The sequence below is a fragment of the Collinsella aerofaciens genome (assembly GCF_040926405.1).
Lineage (GTDB): Bacteria > Actinomycetota > Coriobacteriia > Coriobacteriales > Coriobacteriaceae > Collinsella.
Genome location: NZ_JBCOIG010000022.1, coordinates 5231 through 30919, shown reverse-complemented (window position 1 = coordinate 30919; position 25689 = coordinate 5231). Strand labels below are relative to the sequence as shown.

Here is a 25689-nt window from a genome sequence, read left to right as displayed (position 1 = left end):
GCCTAGGATATCAACTGATTCCGGATATCGGACACAGGGGCCGCAAGGGCCCTTACACCAACTTTCTCGACACTACCATGGGATGGTCGAGTATGGGCGGTTTGGCACCTTGCGCCTGCTGTCATTGGTGTAGCAAGCACTTGATTTAGACTACTTAAAGTCTATAATCAAAGAAAAACTCTGATATATCTTTTCAAAATAATGAAAGGAATGTTGAGTACCATGCTTTGTCAGTTCACCTTTAAGAACTATCGGTCCTATCGCGACGAGGCTGAGCTTTCCATGCAGGCGACGCCGATGAAGGAGTTTGAGCGTTCCCTCATCGAGTGCTCCGACGGGCAGAGTTTCCTTCCGGTGGCTGCGGTGTACGGGCCCAACGCTGGTGGTAAGTCTAACCTGCTCGAGGCTCTTGATTACGTTCGTTCGGCGGTGGCCAGACCAATTAGATTGCTGTCTGCCAGCGCTGATGCGCCAGCGGGTGATCGCCCTTTGATAGCCCGTTGTTCGGCGTTTGAATTTGATGACGTGTCTGCTGCCGAGCCCACCGAGTTCGAGCTCTATTACCGCGCGGGCGAGCATGAGTACCGCTATGTTCTGTCTGTACACGCCGATGAGATCGTGTCCGAAGGGCTGTGGCGGCGTAAATTGGGAGCGTCGCGTACGGCGATGCTGTTCGAGCGCGAGGATACAAAGGTTGAACTCGGCCCCACACTGCGTAAGCTTGTGACGGCTGCGAGGTTCAACCCGAGCCTGCCGTACCTATCGTTCCTTTGCATCAACTTCGATGCGCCGGTGGTCCAGGAGGCGGCCAGCTGGTTTCTCGACGCTGTGTTTCTCAACTACAACAGTTCCTACCTTGAGCGGATGCTCGAGCAAATGCTCGACGAGGGCGACTCGCGCGAGGTCACGCGTTTTTTGCGCGCCGTTGATGTGCGTATTGATGGCTTCAGAGTGGAGAGGGCGCCGGAGTGGCGCGGCCAGCGCGTCTTCGTGAGGCACAAGGTGAGGGGCAAGGCGTACGAGCTGCGTTTATCCGAGGAATCTGCCGGTACCCAGAAGCTCATGGGGTTGGCTGCGTATCTGATGACAGCGCTTGAGCGTGGTGGCACCGTTGTGGTAGACGAGCTCGACGCCAAACTGCACCCGAAGCTTCTTCGCTATGTGATTCTGCTGTTTAAGGATCCTGAGGTCAACAAGAGTGGCGCGCAGCTCATCTTCTCGTCCCAGGATGTGTCAACCATGCGAAACGATGTGTTCCGCCGTGACGAGATATGGTTCGCTGCACGCGGCGAGGGGGAGGCGAGCCAACTGTGGTCTCTCGCCGATATCCACGAGGCAAACGGTAATCTGGTAAGCAAGAACGCGGCTTTCGACAAGCAATACCTGTCCGGTCGCTACGGCGCCGATCCGTACCTCACCCGCATCGAGGAGTGGGATTAGCATGGTGGTGAAGAAGTCGAAGGGCTGGCGTAGCGGCAAGCGAGAGGGCCGCTCGCGCATGGTTCAGATGACGCGTCATCTTGTAGTGAGCGAGGGCAAGGAGACCGAGCCTCGCTACTTTGAGGGCGTGCGTGCGGCGTTGGGCGCGGCGAACGAGCGCAAGGTTGCCATTGTCGTTAAGGGGACCGGCAGACACACGCTTGACCTGCTTGACTTCGCCGTCGAACACTGTCGCTATGCGCCCGAGACGTTCGATCACGTGTGGCTCGTGTATGACAAGGATGACTTTCCTGCGTCCGACTTTGATGCGATGAAGCGCAAATGTGACGAGCTCTCCGATGGTTCGAGGACCTTCCATGCGTTGTGGTCGAACCCCTGCTTCGAGCTGTGGCCGCTTTTGCACTTTCGCTACACGACCGCGCATATGTCCGCGTCCGACTGCCAGCATGCCCTCGCGCAGGAGATGTCGAAGAACTTGGGCATCGAGTACCGCAAGAACCTGGACGGGATGTTTGGGGCAGTGGATGATAGGCGAGGCGAAGCATTGGAGCGTGCTGGGCGCCTCGTCGCGTACCATAGGGAACTGGGTAACATTAAGCCATCTGCGCAAAACCCTGCAACTAAGGTGGGCGAAATTTTCGATGTAATCGGGCCGTATCTGGTTGGATAGCCGAGTTCGATCGGGCTCGATAGGTCTGGAGATTCATGAAAGATGTTGTTTTGGGCTGCCTGCCGTTTTTAACTGGATTGACCTTTTGGGACCCTATAGGAGACTAGGGCGAATCTAGCGGTATTGACGCAACCAACCTACGGGCCTGCGTCCTACAGAAAGGCGGTTGTTTTCCGGATGGCCGCCTTTCTTCATTACGCCTATGAAGAGAGGCTTTATTGAAGAGTATTCGGCGTAACAGTCATATCTAGGTGATTCGCCCAGTTAAACGCTCTTACATAGTATCTCGAGCCAATCAGCGCGAACGGAGATCTAATGGCCGCCGCTAATACAAAGCCGTGGCTTACGGCGTCCGAGCAGATTGACCGTCTCAAATCGAGAGGTGTCCATTTCTTGCTGATGAGCGAAGACGATGCCAGAGCTTACCTGGAAAAGAACAGCATCTATTTTCGTCTGCGTGCTTATCGACTTGGGTTTCCTAAAGTTGAGAAGGGAAATCGCAAGGGAGAGTATGCAAATCTAGACTGTTACGCGGAAACGGAAACGAGCGATACCCGTGCCTATGAGCAAGCACTAGATATTGAGTATATTGTTCATCGCGAGATGCAGCGCTCGGGCTTGAGTAAAAGCGAGCTGACAAAACGTATGGGCGTGAGTCTTCAGTCGCTTTCGAAATTGTTGAATTCTCAGCCCAACATGACGCTGAAAACGGTCACAAAGTTTGAGCTTGCGTTGGGTATCAAAATCATTCCTCAGGTCATTTCCGGTTATTCGAATGAGGCACCGTTTTTTCTCTCCAATGCGATTTCCATGGCGTATGGTCACGCTAAGAGATATCTGATGGTCGTTACTGGACTTTCGCCCATGGGGGCTTTGACGCTGCCGGCAATTCTTCCTTCGGAATTGGCAGTGGACAGCGATACGTCTTTCCAAAGTGAGTTAGTTGTTTTCGAGTTGGATTTTGCATGCCACTGTGTGCAAATGTAACGGGGTGCCGAATCGGCAGTTTAACTGATTCGGCACTTATATTTCGAAGTTTTTAGTTGAAGCCCTGCGATGCCCGTGCTACGACAGCTAAATTGACCGTGACGTCCTGTCTTGCGACACGCATGTCGCTCCGCATGGGTATCATGGTGAAAGCGATTTCAATGACAGGGGTGCTCGTGGTAAAGATGAAAGATGTGGCCGAGCTGGCGGGCGTTTCGAGCGCCGCCGTCTCGCGCTACCTCAACGGTGGATATATCTCGGCGGACAAGGCCGAGCGCATTAAGCATGCAATCGAGCTGACCGGATACGTGCGGTCCAGTCAGGCTCGCGCGCTGCGCACCGGTTCCACCAAGCTCATTGGCGTCATCGTACCTAAGATCAACTCCGAATCCGTGAGCCGCATTACCGCCGGTATTGGCCAGGTGCTCGGTCGTCGTGGCTACCAGATGCTCCTTGCCAACACCGACAACGCGGCCGATCGTGAGCTCGAATACCTCGATTTATTCCAAAACCACCCGGTCGATGGCATTGTGCTGGTGGCAACCATGATCACCGACGAGCACCGTCGCGCGATTGAGTCGTGCCGCGTGCCCATTGTGTTGATCGGCCAACATGTCGAGGGCGCGGCATGTGTCTATCACGACGATTACGAGGCTGCCTTTGAGCTGGGCCATGCGCTTGCGGGTCGCTTGGATGGCAAGATTGCCTACATCGGAGTTACGGATGAGGACCGCGCGGCCGGTTTCGACCGTCGTCGAGGTTTTGAGGCCGGCTTGCGCGCCGCGGGCAACCCGCTCGATGCCGCCTTGATTCGCCTGGGCTCGTTTACGCTCGACTCAGGCTATGGTGCGGCGCGTGAGCTGCTTTCCGTCGCTCCCGATGTTTCGTTTATCGCCTGCGCGACCGATACCATGGCGGCGGGCGCGCTGCGTGCCATCGATGAGGTTCGCGGCATGGGCGAGGGTATACACCGCGTGAGTGGTTTTGGCGACAACGCGTTTTTGCGCGCGCTGACGGGCGGCATTCCCACCGTGCATTATGGCTACCTGACCAGTGGCGTCGAGGCGACCAATATGTTGCTCAATACGCTCGATGGCGAGGAAGGGGAGAGCGGTCTCAAGACGCTCAAACTTGGGCATCAGCTCATGAATGTCTAGGCCTTGGACGCGTCTGCCTGCCTTTGAGTCCCCAGTTTTTGTCTCAAAACTACCATTCGCCGGCTATTTCGTACCGTTCACCCTACTATGAAAACGATTACACACATATGAAACTGAAATCGATTACAGTGTAAGTGTCAAAGATGGCCGGGTGCACGTGCGCCCGTTGGAGGAAGGGGAAGTCATGGACTACCGCAAATCAGCCCAAGAGGTGCTCGACAATATCGGTGGCGCCGACAACGTCGTCTCTGCCGCGCATTGCGCCACGCGTTTGCGCCTGGTGATTGCCGATAACGCGAAGGTTAACAAGGAGGCCCTCGAGAATATCGACGGCGCCAAGGGCGTCTTTGAGGCTCAGGGCCAGCTCCAGATTATTTTTGGCACCGGCACCGTCAACAAGGTCTACGAAGAGTTCATTGCGCTCAGCGGAGTCGAGGCTGCCACCAAGGCCGAGGCCAAGGAGGCCGCGGCACAGCAGCAGAACATCTTTATGCGTGCCATTAAGGTGCTCGGCGACGTCTTTGTCCCCATCATCCCCGCCATCGTGGCTTCGGGTCTGCTGCTGGGCATTATGAGCGCCCTCAACTTTATGGCCTCCAACGGCTTTATCGCGCTCGACACCAATAACTTTATCTACAAGATTGCCGACCTGGTCTCGGGTACGTCCTTTGGCATCCTGCAGATCCTGATTGGCTACTCCGCGGCCAAGGCTTTCGGCGCTAATCCGTACCTGGGCGCCGTCGTCGGCGGCGCGTTCATCAACTCCTCGCTGCAGAGCGCCTACACGGTCGCCTCCGAGGGCGTGCAGACCATGGTCACCGTCATCCCCGGCGTGTACAGCTTTGAGTGGGTTGGCTATCAGGGCCACGTCATCCCCATCGTCATCGCTTGCGCGATCCTTGCCTTCCTCGAGAAGCGTCTGCACAAGATCGTTCCCGAGATGTTCGACCTCTTTGTAACCCCGCTTGTCTCCGTGTTCGTGACCGTGCTCGTGACGCTTATCGCCGTCGGTCCCGTCTTTGTGTGGGCCGAGAATGCCGTCCTCGGTCTGATCCAGGCTCTGCTCACCCTGCCCTTTGGCATCGGTTCCTTTATCGTCGGCCTGTTCTATGCCCCCACGGTCGTCACCGGTATTCACCAGATGTACACCGCCATCGACCTGGGCCAGCTTGCCCAGTACGGCGTGACCTATTGGCTGCCCATTGCCAGTGCCGCCAACATCGCCCAGGGCGGCGCCGCGCTTGCAGTTGCCTTTAAGACCCACGATGCCAAGATCAAGGGCCTAGCGCTTCCTTCGGCTCTGTCCGCCTTCATGGGTATTACCGAGCCTGCCATCTTTGGTGTGAACCTGCGCTTCTTTAAGCCCTTCATCGCTGGCTGCATCGGCGGCGGCTGCGGCGCCCTGGTCTGCGCGCTCACCTCGCTCGCCGCTTCCGGTACGGGCGTTACGGGTATCTTCGGTATCCTGCTGTGCCTGGCCCAGCCCGTGCAGTACGCGATCATGTTTGCGGTCGCCGCGCTGGTTTCCTTTGGCGTCTCGTTTGTCCTGTACAAGGACGAGCCCAAGGCTTCCGAGCAGGCCTAAGAGCTTTTGATTGAAGGGTGCCCGCGGGTTGTATGCTCGCGGGCGTTTCCCGTATCCGGTGTCGATCTCTGGCGCCTTGTAACTTTCGATCCGTTAGGACTTTGATATGTCTAATGCACTTGGTCGCGACCTTGCAAAGCTGGTCGCCGCTGTTGACGCCGCCGCCTCTGAGTGCGGTCATGGCGCGTATGGCCAACGCTTCCATATTATGCCGCCGGCGGGTTGGCTCAACGACCCCAACGGTCTTTGCCAGGCGGGTGGCGTGTTCCATGCCTATTTTCAGTATGCGCCGTTTGATGTCGAGGGCGGCGTTAAGGCCTGGGGCCATGCGACGAGTCGCGATCTTATGACGTGGGACTACGTTGGCGCCCCGCTGCTGCCCGACGAGCCGTTCGATTGCCACGGCGTGTATTCGGGCTCCGCGCTTGCCGAGGACGGTCGCATTCGCGTACTTTATACGGGCAACGTTAAGCTTTCCGATTCGGACGGGACGTACGACTACGTCAATACCGGCCGCCGCGCCGATACTGTTTATGTCGAGAGCGTTGATGGCCTTGCCGGTCGGGAGTTCAGCCAAAAGCGCGTGGTGCTGGCTTCCGAGGAATATCCCGAGGATTTGACCTGCCACGTGCGTGACCCCAAGGTGTGGCGCGATGATGATGGGCGTTACCACATGGTGCTGGGCGCGCGTCGTCGCGTGGACGGGCCGCATGTCGATAGTCGATTTTGCGTCATGCACGGCGAGGGTGCCGGGCGCGATGTGGGCGAGATCCTGGTGTATGGCTCGGCCGATATGCTGAGTTGGGAGCTCGAGAGCCGCGTGTCTACGCCCGAGCGTTTTGGCTTTATGTGGGAGTGCCCGGGATACCTTGAGCTCGAGGCGGATGGCGGTGTACCGGCAAGGTTTCTGTCTTTCTCTCCCCAGGGGCTCGAGGGCGGTCGTTGGAACCGCGGCAACGTATACGCTGCTGGCTACATGCCCGTAACGGGCGACATCACCGGTGGTGACGGTGCCTATGAACTGGGCGAATTCCGCCTGTGGGACGCTGGTTTTGACTTCTATGCTCCGCAGGAGTTCACGGCCGAGGACGGTCGCCATATTCTAATCGGCTGGATGGGCATTCCCGATGAGCCGACCTATGGCAACGCACCGACCGTGGTGTGCGGCTGGCAGCACTGCATGACGGTGCCGCGCGAGCTTACGGCCGGTGACGGCGGCGTGGTACTGCAGCAGCCGGCGCGCGAGATTGAGCACCATTATGCCTCGGTGCGTGTAGGGGAGGGCTCGTTGGAGGTTGCCGGCGATACCTGCTTTGACGTTGTTGTCGACGGTGTTGACGGTGCGTTCACCGCGACCGTTGATGGCGAGCTGAAGCTGGCGTTTGTGCCCGCCGAGGGCGAACTGCCCGCGCGCTTTGAGATGCGATTTACCGATGAGGGCCGCGCTTCTGCCGGTTGCGGTCGTACTGTGCGCTGGGAGTCCGTCGACGAGGTTCGTAACGTGCGCATTGTTGGCGATGCCTCGTCGGTCGAGGTGTTTGTGAACGATGGTGCGCTCGTGTTTTCGACGCGCATCTATCCCGAGGCCTATGGCGTGACCGTTGACGCTCCGGGTGCGAGCGTGACCTATCACGCGCTCAATATCTAGGAGATTCGTCGCATATCGGCGCTATACTGCAGCCGTTGCCCACGATGCGGGAACATCCGCTTCGTGGGTTTTTGTTAATGAAAGGAGGTTGCCGTATGGGCGTACAGCGGCTAGAAGAGGCCTGGGCTTTGAGGACCGGCGCGCGTGAGGCGCGGTTGCTTGCGGCTTCGCATGTTCCGGCGGCGCTGTCTCTGTTGGGGATTGTGCGTCCCGGTGACCGCCTGGTGGCCTTTGCGGATGACTTTACCGAAGCATTTGCGCACGGCTTTGATGGCCGCGATGTTGCGCTGGCGGGCTCGCCGTCCGCCGATGCGTTTACCGCCGCGTCCGAGGTCTTTGATGCTTCGTTTGATGCCGAGGGGCCGCACCTGTGGTGGTTCGTCAACTCCATCGGCGGGTTTGGACTGCGCGTGCCCGATCTGCGTACGCTGGGTCGAGCGGCTCGCGAGGCCCATGCGCTGCTGGTTGTGGACAACACCGTGGCTGACGTCTTTGGCTGCGATCCGTTGCGCTTGGGTGCCGTGCTGTCGCTCGAAGCGCTCGACCGTGTGTGCGCCGGTAACGCTTCACGCAAGTTGGTTGCCGTATCGGTCGCGCGCTCGCAGTTCAAGCGCCATCGTGTGGATGCCGCGGCTGAGTGCGTGCACGTCCTGTTTGAGGGCTGTGGCTTGGGCAAGCTTGGTTTGCCTACTGACGAGGCTGGTGTGCTGGAGCGCGGGCTGGACTCGCTCGATACCCGCATGCAGGCACACTTCGACCGCGCCCGTGCGCTGGCCGAGTATCTGGCCGCCAACGAGATGGTGCGCAACGTGCGCTATCCCGGGCTGAGTTCGCATCCCGACCATGCGGTTGCAACGGGAATCCTCGAGCACGGCTTTGGCCCGGCAGTTGAATTTGACCTTATCGAGCGTAGCGCGGGCAAGCTTTTTGATGCTTTGCCTGAGGAGTTCCGCGCATCGCCCGCCGGCGGTGCAACGACGCGCCTTTCGGCCCCACGCGGCAAGCAGGGGAACACCATCCGCCTCTTCGCCGGCACCGACGACCCCTTGATCGTGGCCGCCACCCTAGACAACGCCCTCCGCAACTAGCTAAATCATCCTCGACTTCATAAGTTGCGGTGAAATAGGGATTGATTTACGGCTTTAACCGCATAAACAGTCCCTATTTCACCGCAACTTATGAGAAGGGGTTGCGTGGCTATAAGGCCCCGTCCCAAATGGGCTACTCTTTGATGCTGGCGATGAGATCGTTGGCTTTGGTGGCGATGACGTTGTTGATGTCGGTCTGCAGCTCCTCGTAGACCGCTATGGCTCGCTCTCCAGCGGGGGTGAGCGTGGATCCGCGGGCGCCGTCGCGTTTGATGAGCTTGCAGCCTAGCTGGCCTTCGGCCTCGTTTACAATACGCCACGCTTTGGAATAGGCCATGCCCATGCTCTTGGCGGCGCGGTTGAGCGAGTGCTCGCGGGCGATGCCCTGCAGCAGCAAGACGCAGCCGTGGCCGAACACGCCCGGCAGATCCTTATCGCACGCTTGAATGACCAACTTTGCCGTCGTCTTGTACTCCATGTGCTCCACGTCTCCCCGCTAAAGTGTTTGCTGGGCAAACGCAAAGCCTGCGTCAAACCCTCGTGTGCTCTTCTTAAATCATGCATTGTAGCAGTCAAAGTGCGTTAAGATACTTCCCCAGTATTGGGCGCCCAAGGTTGGGCTGGGTCCCACGAGGCCTGCAGCCGACCGGTCGCATGGAAAAAGGAGAAACATGGCTACGTTCTTTCCCGGTGAGTCCCACACGTTTTCGGAGTATCTGCTGGTCCCTGGTTACTCGTCCTCGCAGTGCATCCCCAACAACGTCTCTCTTAAGACGCCGCTAACCCGCTTTAAGCGCGGTGAGAAGCCGGCAATCACCCTGAACATCCCCATGGTTTCCGCCATCATGCAGTCCGTCTCGGGCGTCGACATGGGTGTCGCGCTCGCTACCGAGGGTGGCCTGTCCTTCATTTACGGTTCCCAGAGCGCCGAGTCCGAGGCCGCTATGGTCAAGGCCGTCAAGGATCACAAGGCCGGCTTTGTTCAGTCCGATTCCACGCTGACCCCCGACATGACCATGGAGCAGGTCATCGAGCTCAAGGAGAAGACCGGTCATTCCACCATGCCGGTTACCGACGACGGCACTCCCAAGGGTAAGCTCCTGGGCATCGTCACCAGCCGTGACTATCGCCCCAGTCGTGATGACCACCAGACGAAGGTCTCCGAGTTCATGACCCCGCGTGAGCAGCTCATCGTGGGCGACAAGAACATCAGCCTCAAGGTTGCCAACGACGTCATCTGGGACAACAAGCTCAACGCCCTGCCCATCGTCGACGATAACGATCACCTCATGGGCATCGTCTTCCGCAAGGACTACGACAGCCACAAGACCAACCCCAACGAGCTGCTCGACGGCGACAAGCGCTACATGGTCGGCGCCGGTATCAACACCCGCGACTATGCCGAGCGCGTGCCGCTGCTCATCGAGGCCGGTGCCGATGTCTTGTGCATCGATTCTTCCGAGGGCTTCAGCGAGTGGCAGAAGCGCACCATCGAGTGGATCCGCGCCAACTACGGCGAGGACGTCAAGGTCGGTGCCGGTAACGTCGTCGACGCCGAGGGCTTCCGCTTTTTGGCCGACTGCGGTGCCGACTTCATCAAGGTCGGTATCGGCGGTGGGTCCATCTGCATTACCCGCGAGACCAAGGGTATCGGCCGTGGCCAGGCCACCGCGCTGATCGACGTCTGCCGAGCCCGTGACGAGTACTACGAGGAGACCGGTGTCTACGTGCCCGTGTGCTCCGACGGCGGCATTGTCTACGACTACCACATGACGCTCGCCCTTGCCATGGGTGCCGACTTTATGATGCTGGGCCGTTACTTCGCCCGCTTTGACGAGAGCCCGACTGAGCGCGTCAACGTCAACGGCCAGTACATGAAGGAGTACTGGGGCGAGGGTTCTGCGCGTGCTCGCAACTGGCAGCGCTACGACCTGGGTGGTGCCGCGAAGCTCAGCTTCGTCGAGGGCGTCGACTCCTACGTTCCCTATGCCGGCTCCCTCAAGGACGGCGTGGGCGGCACGCTCTACAAGGTCAAGTCCACGATGTGCAACTGCGGCGCCCTCTCAATCCCCGAGCTCCAGGAAAAGGCGCGCCTAACGCTGGTCAGCTCCACCTCCATCGTCGAAGGCGGCGCCCACGACGTAGTCGTCAAGGATTCCCAGCAGAGCGTTTCCTATCGATAAGCGGCTTTCCCAGGCACCGCACCTTGCCGTTCAAACCGTCGCTCGCGTACCAAAGTACGCGTCGCTCCTCTTTCACGGCAATCTGCGGCACTTGGAAAACCCGACCATGCTTGGGCTGGTAACAATTAGCGGTTGATTCACAACCACGTTATTAAGATAAAGCGAGATGCCTGCAAGTTGCAGGCATCTCGCTTGTTGTATTTGCTATCATCATGCGAGTTAACGATGTGGCGGGGCGTTCTTACCTTTGCTCGCTGCAAGTTCCGCACGAGCCGAAGAGCACTTAATGTGCTCTTCGTGCGAGCAGGACTGTCCGCAGCAGCGAGTAAAGGTAAGAACGCCCCGCCCCAACCCAGCTAACAAAGGAGCTGATATGTGCGATTGCACAGATCATAAGGACGAGATCCCTGCCTACGACGCGCAGGCCATTGAGTCCAAGTGGATGAAGTCTTGGGAGGACTCCAACCTTTTTGCCGTCGACACCGACGCCAGCAAGCCCAAGAAGTACGTGCTCGAGATGTTCCCGTATCCGTCGGGCGACCTGCACATGGGCCACGCGCGCAACTATACCATCGGCGATGCCATGGCCCGTCAGGCCCGCATGCGCGGCTACGACGTGTTGCACCCCATCGGCTTTGACGCCTTTGGCCTGCCTGCCGAGAACGCCGCTATTAAGCACAATACGCAGGCTGCCGCCTGGACGTATAAGAATATGGACCAGGCGCTCGCCACGATGAAGCGTATGGGCTTCTCCTACGATCTGGATCGCATGGTCAAGACCTGCAGTCCCGACTACTACCGTTGGGGTCAGTGGATCTTTGAGAAGATGTGGGAAAAGGGCCTGGTCTACCGCAAGAAGAACCCGGTCAACTGGTGCCCTAACTGCAAGACCGTTCTGGCTAACGAGCAGGTGACCGAGGGCAAGTGCTGGCGTTGCGGCACCGAGCCCGAGAAGCGCGACCTTGAGCAGTGGTACTACAAGATTACCGAGTACTCTCAGGAGCTGCTCGACGATCTGGAGAAGCTCCCCGGCTGGCCCGAGCGCGTCAAGCAGATGCAGGCCAACTGGATCGGTCGCTCCGAGGGCGCCGAGGTCGACTTTACCCTGTGCGACCAGGATGGCGAGCCCATTGAGGGCGATGAGGGCAAGATCACCGTCTTCACTACGCGTGCCGATACCCTTTTTGGCGTCTCCTTCTTTGTCCTGGCTCCCGAGTACGCCGGCCTGCACGAGCTCGTCGAGGGCACGGAGTACGAGGAGGCCGTCACCAAGATCGTTGAGGACTCCAAGCATATCTCTGCCGTCGAGCGTGCCCAGGGCACCCTCGAGAAGCACGGTGCCTTCACAGGCCGCTATGTGGTAAACCCCGTCAACGGCGAGAAGGTCCCCGTGTGGGTTGCCGATTATGTCGTTGCCGACTACGGCACCGGCGCCGTCATGGCCGTTCCCTGTGGCGACCAGCGCGACTTTGAGTTTGCCCGTAAGTACGACCTGCCGATCGTGCCGATCATCCTGGACGATGACGATCGCGCTGCCGTCGAGGCCAGCGGCGAGACCATCGATACCTTCCATGCCGAGACCGTCGACTGGGATTGCGCTCACGCTGCCGAGGGCACGCTCGTCCAGTCAGGCAAGTACACCGGCATGCGCGGCGGTAAGCACTCCGAGGGCGAGGCTGCAATCGTGGCCGACCTCGAGGCCATGGGCTGTGGTCGTCGCAAGGTCGAGTTCCGTCTGCGCGACTGGCTCATTTCCCGTCAGCGCTATTGGGGCAACCCCATCCCGGCCATCCACTGCGAGCACTGCGGCATCGTGCCCGTGCCCGAGGATCAGCTGCCGGTGACGCTGCCCGAGAACCTGGACCTGGGTGCAGGCGAGACCCTCGCCGAGTGCAAGGAGTTCTACGAGACCACCTGCCCGGTCTGCGGTCGTCCGGCCAAGCGCGAGACCGATACCATGGACACCTTCACCTGCTCCAGCTGGTATTACCTGCGCTATACCGACCCGCACAACACCGAGCTGCCCTTCTCCAAGGAAGCCGCCGACCGTTGGATGCCCGTCGATAACTACATCGGTGGCATCGAGCATGCCATTCTGCACCTGCTCTACAGTCGCTTCTTTACCAAGGCCCTGCGCGACCTGGGCCTGCTGAGCGTGGACGAGCCCTTCACCAACCTGCTGTGCCAGGGCATGGTCAAGGACGAGAACGGCGACACCATGTCCAAGTCCAAGGGCAATGTCGTGCCCCCGAGCTCGGTCATCGAGCCCTACGGTGCCGACACCATGCGTTTGGCGATCCTGTTTATCGCCCCGCCCGAGAAGGACTTCAACTGGGATCCCAAGGCCGTCGAGGGCGCCAACCGCTTCATCAAGCGCGCCTGGCGTATCGTGTGGCAGCTCGTTCAGTCCGGTGACGCCAACGTGACCTTCGACAAGTCCGCGCTCGACGAGACCGCGATGAAGCTCTACCGCGAGCGTCACCGCACCATCGCCAAGTGCACCGAGGACTTCGATCGCGGCCAGTTCAACACCGCGATTTCGGCCGTCATGGAGCTCGTCAACGCGGCGAGCGCCTATCTCAACGCCATCGAGGGCGCTGACCGCGACAAGGCCCTGTGCTACGGCGTGGCCAAGGATATCGTGAGCGTCCTTGCCCCCATCTGCCCGTTCTGGGCCGACGAGCTGTGGCATGAGGCCCTCGGCTGTGAGGGCAACGCCTACACCGCCGCCTGGCCCGAGTTCGACCTGGCCGAGTCCGTTGAGGACACGGTGCAGATCGTCGTCCAGGTGCTCGGTAAGGTCCGTGGCCGCATCGACGTTGCCCGCGATGCCTCCAATGAGGATATGCAGGCTGCCGCCGAGGAAGCCGTTGCCAAGTGGCTTGAGGGCAAGACGGTCGTCAAGGCCATCTGCGTGCCTGGCAAGCTGGTTAACCTGGTGGTCAAGTAAGCGCTGCGCGCATAGTTGACATAAAAAGCGAGGGACGATTCCGCAGGGAGTCGCCCCTCGTCTTGGTTATGGATACTTGCGACAACACCCAATTATCCATTTCTTGTGGAGAACCTGTGCTCAGGCTGACCTGCGGGTTTGTGTTGTGGTTGCACGTTTGTGCAGGTATTGGTATAGTTTGCTTGCAAATGAAGTTGTAATTGAAAGAAGTGGGGTTTCGGCCCCGCTTCTTTTTTGTATGGATGGAGGTGCCGCAATGGTCAAGACCAAGACCGAGCAGGCGATCATCGACGCGCTCGAGGCCGTCGCTCCCCAGCACGATATCGACATCGTCGACGTTGAGCTCGTGGGTGCCACCAAGGCCCCCTGCGTGCGCGTGCGTATCGAGGGTGCCGAGGGTCAGAGCCTGTCGCTCAACGACGTCACGGCCAACACCAAGTGGGTCGGCGATGTGATTGAGGAGCTCGACCCCATCTCTTCGAGCTATACGCTTGAGGTGTCGAGCCCGGGTATGGCGCGCCCGCTGCGCCGCCCGTGCGACTTTGCCCGCTTTGTGGGCGAGAACTGCGAGCTCACCTCCACCGCCACCGAGGGCCGTCGCAAGTACGCCGGCAAGATTGCCTCCGCCACCGAGACGAACGTGACCCTCGAGCTCGAGGACGGCGAGTCCGTCACCCTCGATTTCTCTGATGTTAAAAAGTGCAAGTTGAAGCCCACCTACGACTTCAAGGCCGCGAAGGAAGGAAAGTAAGATGGCAGCATCCGACATGATGTCCGCCCTGATGGAGCTTTGCCAGGAGAAGCACATCGACCAGCTCTACCTGATCGACCGCCTGGAGCAGTCGCTCGCCAAGAGCTATGCCGAGATCCTGCATCTTGAGTGGGGCGCCAAGGTGACCATCGACCGCACCACCGGCAAGATCTACGTCTACCGCCTGGAGCCGATCGACGATTCTATGGACGAGGAGGGCAACTTCACCGAGTTCGAGGAGATCGACGTCACTCCCAAGAACACGAGCCGCATCGCTGCCCAGCACGCCAAGGCCGAGATCAACGCCATCGTGCGCAACTCCGCCCGCGAGCAGATTTACGAGGAGTTCTCCGGCCGCATCGGTGACCTCATCAGCGGTACCGTGCTGCAGTCCACGCCCGACTTCACAATCGTCAAGATCCGCGAGGGCGTCGAGGCCGAGCTTCCGCACTTCGACCAGCGCCGTTACGAGAACGAGCGCAACGAGCGTCCGATGGGCGAGCGCTACCTGCACAACCAGCACATCAAGGCCGTGATCATCGACGTTCGCGACCCCAACTCCAACCTGCAGCCGGTTCGTGGCGAGCACAGCCGTCCGCCGATTGTCATCTCCCGTACCCACCCCGAGCTCATGCGTCGTCTGTTTGAGCAGGAGGTGCCCGAGATCTATGAGGGCACCGTCCAGATCAAGTCGATCGCTCGCGAGCCGGGCCAGCGCTCCAAGGTCGCCGTCCATTCGCTCGACGATCGTCTGGATCCCGTGGGCGCCTGCGTCGGCCCCAAGGGCAGCCGTGTCCGCGCCGTCGTTGGTGAGCTCCGTGGTGAGCGTGTCGACGTCATCCTGTGGGATGCCGATCCGGCCGTCTACGTTGCCAACGCCCTGTCGCCCGCCAAAGTCACCCGCGTCCTCATCGACGAGGAGAAGGCCTACGCCGGCGTCATCGTGCCGGACGACCAGCTGTCCCTCGCCATTGGCAAGGAGGGCCAGAACGCCCGCCTCGCCGCTCGCCTGACTGGTTGGCACATCGACATTAAGTCCGAGACCCTTGCCGCCGACATCCTTAAGAACGTCCCCGTTCACGAGGAGCCCGCCGCCGACCTGATCGGTGACGAGGAGGACGACGACGTCCGTCGCTGCGAGTACGTGTCCGAGGACGGCATTCAGTGCCGCAACCAGGCCCGTCCCGGCTCCCGTTTCTGCGGTGTCCACGACACCGACGCCTTCGATGATGCGGAGGACCTGATCTAGCGCGCGGTCGCGCCGGACGGGTTCCGGCGCATCTCCCACGCTCGTTCAGTCTCTAGGCACCAAGGTGCCAGAAAGGGTAGGTGAAGTCATATGGCAAAAGTCCGTGTGTCCACCCTGGCCAAAGAGTTCGGCATGACCTCCAAGGAACTGATGGGTCATCTCGCCGATATGAAGATTCCCGCTAAGTCCGCTTCCTCCGCCCTGGAGGACGCTTACGTCGCCATGGTCCGCAAGCAGCTCGCCCCGGTGATCGAGGCCCGCGCCCAGGAAGTCGAGGCCGCCAAGCAGGCCGAGGAGCAGGCCGCTGCCGCCGAGGAGGCCGCGCGTGCCGCCGAGGCCGAGCGCGAGCGCATCGCTGCCGAGAAGGCACGCGAGGAGGAGCGCCGCCAGTTCGCCGCGGCCCAGGCTGCCGAGGAGGCCGCCCGCGCCGAGGCCGAGGCCAAGAAGAAGGCCGAGCAGGAGCGCCTTGCCCGCGAGAAGGAGGAGGCTGCCCGCGAGGCCCAGCGCCGCGCCGTTCCCGCTTCCGACTCCGGTTCGCGTTTCCGTTCGCTGCTCGACCAGATCGCCGCACAGGAGACCGTGCTCAAGGAGAAGAAGGACGCCGAGGACAAGGCCAAGGCCGAGCGCGCCGCCGAGCGCGGTAACCGTCGTGGCGGCAACAACGACCGCCGCGGTGGCCGTCGTAACGATCGCAACGCCTCCGACAACAACTCCGAGCGCAACGCCTCCGAGAGCCGTCCGCACAGTCATCGCACCAACGCCAGCAACAACGTCGCTGCCGGCATGGACTTCCCCAACCCCGATAAGCAGGGCAAGGGCAAGAAGCGCAAGGGCGGTCACAACAACGAAGAGGACCACTACAGCCGCATGGCTCGCGAGGCCGAGGAGTACAGCCGCGAGAAGGTGCTCGAGGAGGCTCGTGCTGCCGTCGAGGAGGCCTCTCGCGAGTCCACCGGTCGCCGCAAGAAGCGCAAGGAGAAGCGCGAGCGCGAGGCTGCCAAGGCTCAGGAGGAGCGCAAGATAGAGGAGGCGCTGGCCCAGGGCGTGAACCCCGAGGACCTCGACGCCATCAAGGTCTCCCAGGGCGTTACCGTCCAGGAGCTTGCCGAGGCGCTCGACGTTCCGGCCAACGACATCATCAAGCGCCTGTTCCTGCTGGGTACGCCGCTCACCATGACGCAGTCCATGTCCGACGACCTCGTTGAGCTCGTTGCCGACGACCTGGGCCGTCAGATCAAGATTATCACCCCCGAGGAGGAGAACACCTTCTCGTTCTACGACGATCCCGCCGACCTTAAGCCGCGTGCCCCGGTCGTCACCGTCATGGGCCACGTCGACCACGGCAAGACGTCGCTGCTTGACGCCATCCGTCACACCGGCGTTGCTGCCGGCGAGGCGGGCGGCATTACGCAGGCCATCGGCGCTTCGCAGGTCATGATCAACGACCGCAAGATCACCTTTATCGATACCCCGGGTCACGCCACCTTTACGGCTATGCGTGCCCGTGGCGCCAAGGTGACCGACATCGTCATCCTGATCGTCGCCGCTGACGACGGCGTCATGCCCCAGACGGTCGAGTCGATCAACCACGCCAAGGCCGCCGGCGTACCCATCGTCGTTGCCGTCAACAAGATTGATAAGCCGGGCGCCAACCCCGACCGTGTGCGTCAGGAGCTCACCGAGTACGGAGTCATCCCCGAGGAGTGGGGCGGACAGAACATGTTCGTCAACATCTCGGCCAAGCAGAAGATCGGTATCGACGAACTTCTGGAGACCGTGCTGCTCCAGGCCGACGTGCTCGAGCTCAAGGCCAACCCGGACACCTTTGCCTCCGGCAACGTCCTCGAGGCCAAGCTCGACAAGGGCCGTGGCTCGGTCGCTACCGTGCTCGTGACCCGCGGTACCTTGCACGTGGGCGATACGCTGGTCGCCGGCCTTACCTATGGCCGCGTCCGTGCCATGCTCGACCCCAAGGGCCGCGCCGTCACCGAGGCCGGTCCCTCCGACGCTGTCGAGATTTTGGGCCTGCAGTCCGTGCCCAACGCCGGCGACGAGTTCCGCGTGTTCGAGGACGAGCGCGAGGCACGCGCCCTGGCCGACGAGCGTTCGCTGAAGGCCCGTATCGAGGAGCAGAGCCGCGTCAAGCACGTCACGCTCGAGAACCTCTTCGAGACCATCGCCGACGCCGAGGTCAAGGAGCTCAACCTGATCATCAAGGCCGACGTCCAGGGTTCCATCGAAGCTCTTCAGGACTCGCTCGACAAGATGGATCAGTCCGAGGTTCGTATCAACACGATCCACTCCGCCGTTGGCGCCATCAACGAGACCGACGTCGTCCTGGCCGACGCCTCCAACGCCATCATCATCGGCTTTGGCGTCCGTCCCGACGGTAAGGCTCGCTCCGCCGCCGAGCGCGAGGGCGTCGAGATCCGTTGCTACGACGTCATCTACAAGTGCCTCGAGGAGCTCGACGCCGCCCGTATCGGCATGCTCAAGCCCACCGAGGTCGAGGTCGCCACGGGTACCGCGACCGTCCTGGACACCTTCAAGGTGCCCAAAGTCGGTATCGCCGCCGGTGTCCGCGTCGAGGAGGGCGAGATCGCCGCGACCGATTCCGTGCGTCTGGTGCGCGACGGCATCGTGGTCTTCAACGGCAAGATCGCCTCGATGCGCCACTACAAGGACGAGGCCAAGAGCCTCAAGAGCGGTTCCGAGGGCGGTATTGGCCTGGAGAACTTCCAGGACATCAAGCCCGGTGACCAGATCGAGGGTTACCGTATCGACCAGGTTGCCCGTACCGAGTAGGGGGTAGCGCTATGAAGCAAACGCAGGCAACCCGCCGACTGGGCGAGCAGCTTCGCGAGAAGCTCGGTTATATCCTGCTCTTTGAGGTTTCCGATCCGCGTCTCGACCTGGTTACTTTGACCGCGGTCGAAGTCGCGGTGGACCGTTCGTTCGCGCGCGTGTACGTGTCGTGCGATGCGAGCCGCTACGACGAGGTCATGGAGGCGCTCGCTAGCGCTAAGGGCCGTATTCGCAGCCTGTTGGCTCGCTCGCTCGATTGGCGTGTTACGCCCGAGCTCGATTTTCGCATCGATCGCTCGACCGATGAGGCCGAGCGCATCACGCGTGCGCTGGAAAACGTTCCCGCCACGCTTGCGATCGAAAAGGACGAGGACGGCTATCCGATAGCGGATGCCGCCCAGGAGGCAGCTTTAGATGACTAATTCCGCCGACCTCGCCTCGTGCGAGTCTGCAGATATTCAGCGACGCATCCTCGAGCTCATCGAGGGTGCGTCCTCCATTGCGATTTCGGGACATACTTCTCCCGATGGCGACGCCTTGGGCTCCGTATTGGGTCTGGGCCTTTCGCTCATGAAGTTTTTCCCCAACAAGGACATTGCGCTGCTGCTGGCAGACGATGACCCGGTTCCGCGTATCTACCGCTTTATGGAAGGCTCCGATCGCCTGGTGCCGGCATCTGCGTACGCCGGCAATCCTGACCTGTTCATCTCGGTGGACGTACCGGTCGTCGAGCGCCTCAATAATTCTGCCGAGGTGCTTCGTCGCTCCAAGCATGTGGTGTGCTTCGATCATCATCCGGCGCGCGAGGAGTTTGCCGAGCTCAGTCTGAGGCGCGTCGATGCCGCGGCCTGCGCCATGATCATCGACCGTTTCTTGGACAATTGCGGCATTGTCGCACGTGATGGCGTCGCGACCTGCTTGCTGTGCGGCTTGGTGACCGATACCGGCCGTTTTCAGTACCAAAACGCCGATGCCGCCGCGTTCCATGCGGCCTCGCGCCTGGTGGCGCACGGTGCCGATCCGGCGCGCGTTGCGCTCGAGGTCTATCAGAGCATGCGCGTTGAGTTTTTGCACCTCAAGTCCATTGTCATGGGTCGCATTAAGACGGTCGCGCATGGGCGCGTGGCGTATAGCTATGCCTACCAGAGCGACCTTGAGGCCTGCGGTGTCACCTCGGACGAGTGCGACGGCCTGGTCGATGTGGTGCGTTCGGTGATGGGCGTCGAGGTTTGCATGTTCTTAAAGGGCATTGAGGGCGATACCAAGGTGCGTGGCAACCTGCGCTCCAAGGGCGACCTCGATGTGTCCGAGATTGCTGCCAACTTTGGCGGTGGCGGGCATCATGCTGCCGCCGGTTTCTCCAACAACGGAACGATTCGCGAGACGCTCGCCGTGGCACTTCCCATGCTGGCCGAGCTGGTGGGGGAGGATCCCGCTTCGGTGACCGTCGAGCTCTAACTAATTGGATGGTACATGGCTCGTCGAACGCCTTCTCAATTGAATATGCTACTCGCCGTCGATAAGCCGGTGGGCTGCACGTCCCATGACGTGGTCTCGCAATGCCGACGCGCCCTCCATGAGCGGCGCGTCGGCCATGCCGGTACGCTCGACCCCATGGCATCGGGTGTCATGGTTGTGGGCGTGGGTCAGGCCACCCGTCTGCTGGGTATGCTAACCCTCGATACCAAAAGCTATGTCGCCGACATTTCGTTTGGTGCCGAGACCAATACCGATGATGCGGAGGGCGAGGCGGTCCGCACAGTGGCTGTTGCCAACGAGCTCCGCGATCCTGCCTATGCCCGTGAGCACTTGGCCGCCATGCTGGGTCCGCAGATGCAGGTGCCGCCGGCGTTTTCGGCTATCTCGGTCAATGGCGTTCGCGCCTACAAGTCTGCTCGCGAGGGCAATGCGGTGGACCTACCTCCGCGCCCCGTCGAGGTTTATGCCGCCGACCTGATCGCCGTGGGCGGCGAGGGTGATACGTGTGCGTGGACCGTGGCGTTCTCGGTGAGCAAGGGCACCTACATTCGTGCGCTCGCTCGCGACCTGGGCCGCGCCTGCGAGAGCGCCGCGCACATTTCCGCGCTGCGCCGCACGGCCTCCGGTGTCGTTTCCATTGGCGCCTGTCATGCGGTCGAGGAGCTTTCTCCCGAGTCCGCCGCTGGCTTTGCCCTGGATCCCATTGCGGCCCTGGGCGCCACGCGTGTTGACTTGCCGGGCAATCTTGCCGACGACCTGCTCTGCGGCCGACGCATTCCCGTTGAGCGTGCGCTTGCCGATTTCGATTCCTCGAAGGCGCCGTTTGCGCTGGTGCTCGATGGGGGACTCAAGGCGCTCGCCCGCATTGAGAGTGGCCGCTTTGTCATGGAGCACGTGTTTCCGCAGGCCATCGGCGGTGTTCGATGATGTTTTCCGCTCGCGAGCTCGCGCGTATCTTTTTCGCCGGCGAGTCGGACGAGGCTCGCATCGTTACTGCCGATACGTTTGATGAGTGCGAGCGCTTGGGTGCCGCATCGATCGCCATTGGCGTGTTCGACGGAGTTCACCGTGGACACCAGGAACTCATTAAAGCGCTTGTCCGTGATGCCCGTGCCCATGGCTGTAAGGCGGTCGTGGTTACCTTCGATCCCGACCCGGACGTCGTGGTGAGCCCTTCGCCCGCTCAAAAATTGATGACGACGGCCGACCGTCTGCATGCCCTGGCTCAAACCGGGGTCGATGCGGTGGTGGCCGTTCCCTTTACGCCTGAGGTTGCGGCGCTTGACCATGTTGATTTTCTCTCCTTGGTGTCGCGTCTGGTCGACATTCGCTCGATTCGCGTTGGCAGCGACTTTAGGCTGGGCCGTGGCGGTGCATCTGGTGTTGACGAGATGCGCGCCTGGGGTGCCGAGCACGGCGTTGGCGTGTATGGTCACGACTTGCTTTGCGAGGGCGGTGAGGCCATTTGCGCCACCCGCATTCGTCATGAGCTGGGACAGGGCCATGTGGAGCTTGCTGCTGAGTTACTCGGCCGTCCGTATATGGTGCGTGGCGGTGTTGTTCGCGGCCGTCACGAGGGCTCTGGCATGGGCTTTCCCACGGCAAACCTGCAGGTTCCCGACGGTATTCAGGTGCCAGCCGATGGCGTGTATGAGGGTCTGGTGCTGGTCGATGACACCGCGTGGCCCGCTGCCGTGAACGTCGGCCTGCCGCCAACGTATGCCGACGATGCGGCATCTGCGCATCTCGAGGCTAACTTAATTGGATATACGGGAGACCTGTACGGCGCTTCTGTTTCGCTGGCGTTTACGCGCTGGCTGCGTCCCTCGCGCGTGTTCGATTCGCTGGATGAGTTGATTGCGACCGTCGAGGGTAATATCGAGGACATTCGTCACAACTTGGGTGAGCAGGGGGTGAGCATTCGTGATTAGCGATGAGGAAAAAGATCAGGTACGCGCTGCGTCCGACCTGGTTGCTATCGTGCAGGAAACGGTCGAGCTCAAGCCCCGCGGCCATGAGTTTTGGGGATGCTGCCCCTTCCATGGCGAGAAGACGCCGTCCTTCCACATTATCCCCGCCACGCAGGTGTGGCATTGCTTTGGTTGCGGCGAGGGCGGCGACGTCTTCACGTATATCATGAAGCGCGAGAACCTGAGCTTTCCCGAGTCAATCCGTTACTTGGCCGATCGCGCGGGTATTGAGCTGCATGACACCGGAGATCGCCGCGAGCGCGGCACCAAGCGTGCCCGCATCTACGATCTGTGCGCCGAGACCGCCCAGTTCTACCACACCATGCTCATGCGCGGTAAGGACGGCCGTCCGCGCGAGTACTTTGCCAGCCGCGGCCTGGGCGGCGACGTCTGCCGCCGCTACTGCCTGGGCTTTGCACCGGGCCGTAACGCGCTGGTGTCGCACCTGTCCCAGGCGGGTTTTACCCCGCAGGAGATGATCGACGCCAACGTTGCCGTGAGTCGCGGGCGCGGGCAGCTTGCCGACCGCTTTTACGACCGCGTGATGTTCCCCATCTTTGACGAGCAGGGTCACAACATTGCCTTTGGCGGTCGCATTATGGGCGACGGCCAGCCTAAGTATCTCAACACCGCCGAGACGAGCGTGTTTCATAAAAAGCGAAACCTCTACGGCTTTAATTGGGCCAAGGAGTTTATCGTCGCGCAGGATACCGCCATCGTGGTAGAGGGCTATACCGATTGCATCGCCTGCTGGGAGGCGGGGATTAAAAACGTTGTCGCCACGCTGGGCACCGCCCTCACGGAGCATCACGTCAAGACGCTCACTCGCTTTGCCAAGCGCATCGTGTATATGTTCGACGGCGATGCAGCGGGCCAGAAGGCCGCCCGTCGCGCGATTCAGTTTATCGAGCAGGATTCCATGGACCTGCGCTGCGTGGTGCTCCCCGACGGCAACGACCCCATGGAGTTCATCACCGCACATGGTGGCGAGGCACTGCAGACGCGCATCGACGCTGCCGAGCCGCTTATGGACTTTGTCTACCGTTCGCTGCAGGAGTCGAGTGACATCACCACGCCGGGCGGTCGCGCTAAGGCGCTGGAAGATGCGCTGACGCTTATCTATCCGCTGCGCGATAGCTATATGATCGACACGTACTTTATCCAGATTGCCGATCTGCTGGGTTTGGATCTGGAGACGGTGCGCGCGAGCTCGGGTCGTGTGTTTCGCGATGTCGCCAAGCGCGAGGATGCGGAACGACGTCGTGAGCAGAACTATGAGCGCCAGCGGGCACAGACTGAGCGGTCCGGTAGCGCGGGCGGTCGGGCGTCGGGTTCTCGCGATGCCGGTCGCGGTGCTTGGGCATCGGGCGCGACGCCGCCGGTGTCCGCACCGGTCGAAGAAGAGCCGTACGACTACGTCCCGCTCGATGCCTACGGCGCCGCGCCCGTGGAGGTCGTCGACGACCTGCCGCCGATCGATGTGCCTGATGGTATGGGCGCTGTGCCTGTGGCTGACGGTTCGGGCGCACCGGCTGCGGCGGCGCCGATGGTTCTTACCGATCTAGAGCGCAAGTCCTTGGCAGGGGAGCGCGAGCTGTTGACGATGCTCACGAGCTACCCCGACCTGTTCCGCACGTATGCCGACCGCATCTGCTCCATCGAGTGGGTTGACCCGCGTCACGAGTCCATTGCATGGGCCGTTCTGGCAACGCCGCCGGGAACCGATCCTGCAGCCTGCATGGATGCGGCGCGCTCAGTGTGTCCCGATGCGGCAACGCTTGTGAGTGCCGGGCGCATCTCCGCGACGAGCAAACACCCCACCGAGACGAACATCGTGTTTATGCTTGATACGCTTGAGCTCTACACCATCAAGCGTCGCATGCGTGCCGCACAGGCCAAGCTGCGCCAGGACCGTTCACTCGATGATGAGGCCCGTCGCGCGCTGACCGTGCAGGCCGCGCAGGATTCGCAACGTCAACGCGAACTGCAAAAGTCGATCGGCGGCGTGGCGGACCCGTTCCGTTTGATCGGCCTGGAGGCCGCGGGCACCGAACAAGCCTAGATGTTGTGGTCAACCAGCGTATTCTCGCCTATATCCAGTCTTCTTTTTGGGTATAGACGTCAATGTGTGTGCTAAAGTATTGAGTCCTGTGGACTATGAAGGGAGAATCTGTGCCAAAAAAGACTGAGAGCACGGGTACTGGGCTGGAATCCTACGTTGCAAAGCTCATGGGCAACGGCTCAAACAGGACTTCGGTAACCGAGGACGAGATTCAGGTCGCCCTGAAGGATATCGATGTTTCTGACGAGCAGCTCACCGCGGTGTATTCCGCGCTGCGCAACAGCGGCATCCAGATTATCTCCGCGAGCGGTAACGACGACGCCCCCATGGACGTCGACGATGACGATAACGATACCGATACCGACGATTTCGATGACGACGACGAGCACGATTCCGGCTCGCTCGACGATCACGAGCTCAAGATGGCCCGCCAGGCCGACGCCGAGATGGGTTCTTCCAAGAGCAAGAAGAAGCGCACCGTGCGCACGTCCCGTTCGCGTTCGCGCGTGCGCGGCATCGATGCCTCCACGGTGATGCTGACCGGCGACCCGGTCCGTATGTACCTCAAGGAGATCGGCAAGGTCGACCTGCTGACCGCCTCCGAAGAGGTCGATCTGGCCATGAAGATCGAGGCCGGTCTCGATGCCACCGAGAAGCTCGAGGCTGCCGATGCTGGTGAGCTCGAACTCACGCGTGCCGAGATGCGTCGTCTTACGCGCATTGAGAACGTGGGCCTCGAAGCCAAGCAGGCGCTCATCAGCGCAAACCTGCGTCTGGTCGTCTCCATCGCCAAGCGCTATGTCGGCCGCGGCATGCTGTTCCTGGACCTGATTCAGGAGGGCAACCTCGGTCTGATCCGCGCCGTCGAGAAGTTCGACTACCAGAAGGGCTTTAAGTTCTCCACGTACGCCACGTGGTGGATCCGTCAGGCCATCACGCGCGCTATCGCCGACCAGGCCCGTACCATCCGTATTCCCGTGCACATGGTCGAGACCATCAACAAGCTCGTCCGCGTGCAGCGTCAGCTTCTCCAGGACCTGGGTCGCGACCCGACCCCCGAGGAGATCGGTGCCGAGATGGACATGAGTGCCGACCGCGTCCGCGAGATCCAGAAGATCTCGCAGGAGCCCGTGTCGCTCGAGACCCCCATCGGCGAGGAAGAGGATTCCCAACTGGGCGACTTTATCGAGGACTCCCAGGCCATCGTTCCGCCCGATGCCGCCAGCTTCTCCATGCTGCAGGAGCAGCTCACCCAGGTGCTCGATTCGCTTGCCGATCGTGAGCGCAAGGTTATCGAGCTGCGCTTTGGCCTTGTCGACGGACATCCCCGTACGCTCGAGGAAGTCGGCCGCGAGTTTGGCGTCACGCGCGAGCGCATCCGCCAGATCGAGTCCAAGACCCTGGCGAAGCTCCGCCACCCGAGCCGCAGCAGCAAGCTGAAGGATTACATCGAGAGCTAGTCAAGCAAGAAGCGCCCTCAAGCACATCCGCTTGAGGGCGCTTTCATGTAGTCGTTGGGGACGTTCTTGAATGACTAGTCGTTTAAGAACGTCCCCAATGACTGGGTCGTCCCCAATGACTAGGTCGGAAAATTTCTTAAAAAAGTTCTTGCCCTAAGCTGATTCGTCCGTATAATAAACTTCGTTGCTTGAGAGCACGCACCTA

The 25689-nt window shown here is 60.8% G+C and carries 19 protein-coding genes; 18 read left to right on the top strand and 1 reads right to left on the bottom strand.

Going from position 1 to position 25689, the window contains the following annotated elements:
- Positions 1–222 precede the first annotated feature (222 nt).
- From AB5758_RS07930 to AB5758_RS07900, 7 genes are all read left to right on the top strand, one after another.
- The gene (locus AB5758_RS07930; RefSeq protein WP_171021537.1) at positions 223–1440 is read left to right on the top strand and encodes an AAA family ATPase; all 1218 of its coding nucleotides are present in this window, start codon (positions 223–225) and stop codon (positions 1438–1440) included.
- 1 nt (position 1441) lies between these two features.
- Complete coding sequence (locus AB5758_RS07925) at positions 1442–2110, top strand: RloB family protein (protein WP_138375007.1); 669 nt, start codon at positions 1442–1444, stop codon at positions 2108–2110.
- 315 nt (positions 2111–2425) lie between these two features.
- Positions 2426–3097 carry a helix-turn-helix domain-containing protein gene (locus AB5758_RS07920; protein ID WP_368141849.1) on the top strand — a complete coding sequence of 224 codons (672 nt, stop codon included), beginning with the start codon at positions 2426–2428 and terminating at the stop codon, positions 3095–3097.
- Between the two features lie 185 nt (positions 3098–3282).
- Positions 3283–4254: a LacI family DNA-binding transcriptional regulator gene (locus AB5758_RS07915; RefSeq protein ID WP_229025934.1), complete on the top strand. Its 972-nt coding sequence runs from the start codon at positions 3283–3285 to the stop codon at positions 4252–4254.
- Positions 4255–4438: 184 nt separating this feature from the next.
- Positions 4439–5839 carry a PTS transporter subunit EIIC gene (locus tag AB5758_RS07910; protein ID WP_138375010.1) on the top strand — a complete coding sequence of 467 codons (1401 nt, stop codon included), beginning with the start codon at positions 4439–4441 and terminating at the stop codon, positions 5837–5839.
- Positions 5840–5945: 106 nt separating this feature from the next.
- Positions 5946–7487 carry a glycoside hydrolase family 32 protein gene (locus tag AB5758_RS07905; RefSeq protein WP_368141850.1) on the top strand — a complete coding sequence of 514 codons (1542 nt, stop codon included), beginning with the start codon at positions 5946–5948 and terminating at the stop codon, positions 7485–7487.
- Between the two features lie 95 nt (positions 7488–7582).
- A complete protein-coding gene (locus AB5758_RS07900; RefSeq protein WP_368152574.1) occupies positions 7583–8575 on the top strand; it encodes a PLP-dependent transferase in 993 nt (330 codons plus the stop codon).
- A 133-nt stretch (positions 8576–8708) separates the two neighbouring features.
- On the opposite strand, the gene AB5758_RS07895 is transcribed toward AB5758_RS07900, so the two are convergent.
- Positions 8709–9053 (bottom strand): winged helix-turn-helix domain-containing protein, encoded by a 345-nt coding sequence (locus AB5758_RS07895; protein WP_368141592.1) that lies wholly within the window; start codon positions 9051–9053, stop codon positions 8709–8711.
- Between the two features lie 193 nt (positions 9054–9246).
- On the opposite strand from AB5758_RS07895, the gene AB5758_RS07890 reads away from it, so the two are divergent.
- From AB5758_RS07890 to rpoD, 11 genes are all read left to right on the top strand, one after another.
- Positions 9247–10758, top strand: a complete 1512-nt coding sequence (locus AB5758_RS07890; protein ID WP_055251158.1) for an IMP dehydrogenase — start codon at positions 9247–9249, stop codon at positions 10756–10758.
- Between the two features lie 373 nt (positions 10759–11131).
- On the top strand, positions 11132–13708 hold the full coding sequence (leuS, locus tag AB5758_RS07885; RefSeq protein WP_368141593.1) for a leucine--tRNA ligase: 2577 nt from the start codon (positions 11132–11134) through the stop codon (positions 13706–13708).
- Positions 13709–13964: 256 nt separating this feature from the next.
- Positions 13965–14459: a ribosome maturation factor RimP gene (gene rimP, locus AB5758_RS07880; protein ID WP_368141594.1), complete on the top strand. Its 495-nt coding sequence runs from the start codon at positions 13965–13967 to the stop codon at positions 14457–14459.
- A 1-nt stretch (position 14460) separates the two neighbouring features.
- Complete coding sequence (gene nusA / locus AB5758_RS07875) at positions 14461–15708, top strand: transcription termination factor NusA (protein WP_195503196.1); 1248 nt, start codon at positions 14461–14463, stop codon at positions 15706–15708.
- Between the two features lie 90 nt (positions 15709–15798).
- Positions 15799–18513, top strand: coding sequence for a translation initiation factor IF-2 (infB, locus tag AB5758_RS07870; RefSeq protein WP_346964685.1), 2715 nt, complete (start codon positions 15799–15801; stop codon positions 18511–18513).
- An 11-nt stretch (positions 18514–18524) separates the two neighbouring features.
- The gene (rbfA, locus tag AB5758_RS07865; RefSeq protein ID WP_006234038.1) at positions 18525–18935 is read left to right on the top strand and encodes a 30S ribosome-binding factor RbfA; all 411 of its coding nucleotides are present in this window, start codon (positions 18525–18527) and stop codon (positions 18933–18935) included.
- Complete coding sequence (locus AB5758_RS07860) at positions 18928–19971, top strand: DHH family phosphoesterase (RefSeq protein WP_117746005.1); 1044 nt, start codon at positions 18928–18930, stop codon at positions 19969–19971. Before rbfA ends, AB5758_RS07860 begins: the two co-directional genes overlap by 8 nt.
- Before the next feature lie 45 nt (positions 19972–20016).
- Positions 20017–20919, top strand: coding sequence for a tRNA pseudouridine(55) synthase TruB (gene truB / locus AB5758_RS07855; RefSeq protein ID WP_368155479.1), 903 nt, complete (start codon positions 20017–20019; stop codon positions 20917–20919).
- A complete protein-coding gene (gene ribF, locus AB5758_RS07850; RefSeq protein WP_346964683.1) occupies positions 20916–21923 on the top strand; it encodes a riboflavin biosynthesis protein RibF in 1008 nt (335 codons plus the stop codon). Before truB ends, ribF begins: the two co-directional genes overlap by 4 nt.
- Positions 21916–24024 (top strand): DNA primase, encoded by a 2109-nt coding sequence (dnaG, locus tag AB5758_RS07845; RefSeq protein WP_368141595.1) that lies wholly within the window; start codon positions 21916–21918, stop codon positions 24022–24024. Before ribF ends, dnaG begins: the two co-directional genes overlap by 8 nt.
- A gap of 110 nt (positions 24025–24134) precedes the next feature.
- Entirely contained in the window at positions 24135–25484 is a 1350-nt protein-coding gene (gene rpoD / locus AB5758_RS07840) for an RNA polymerase sigma factor RpoD (RefSeq protein WP_346964681.1), read from the top strand.
- Positions 25485–25689 lie beyond the last annotated feature (205 nt).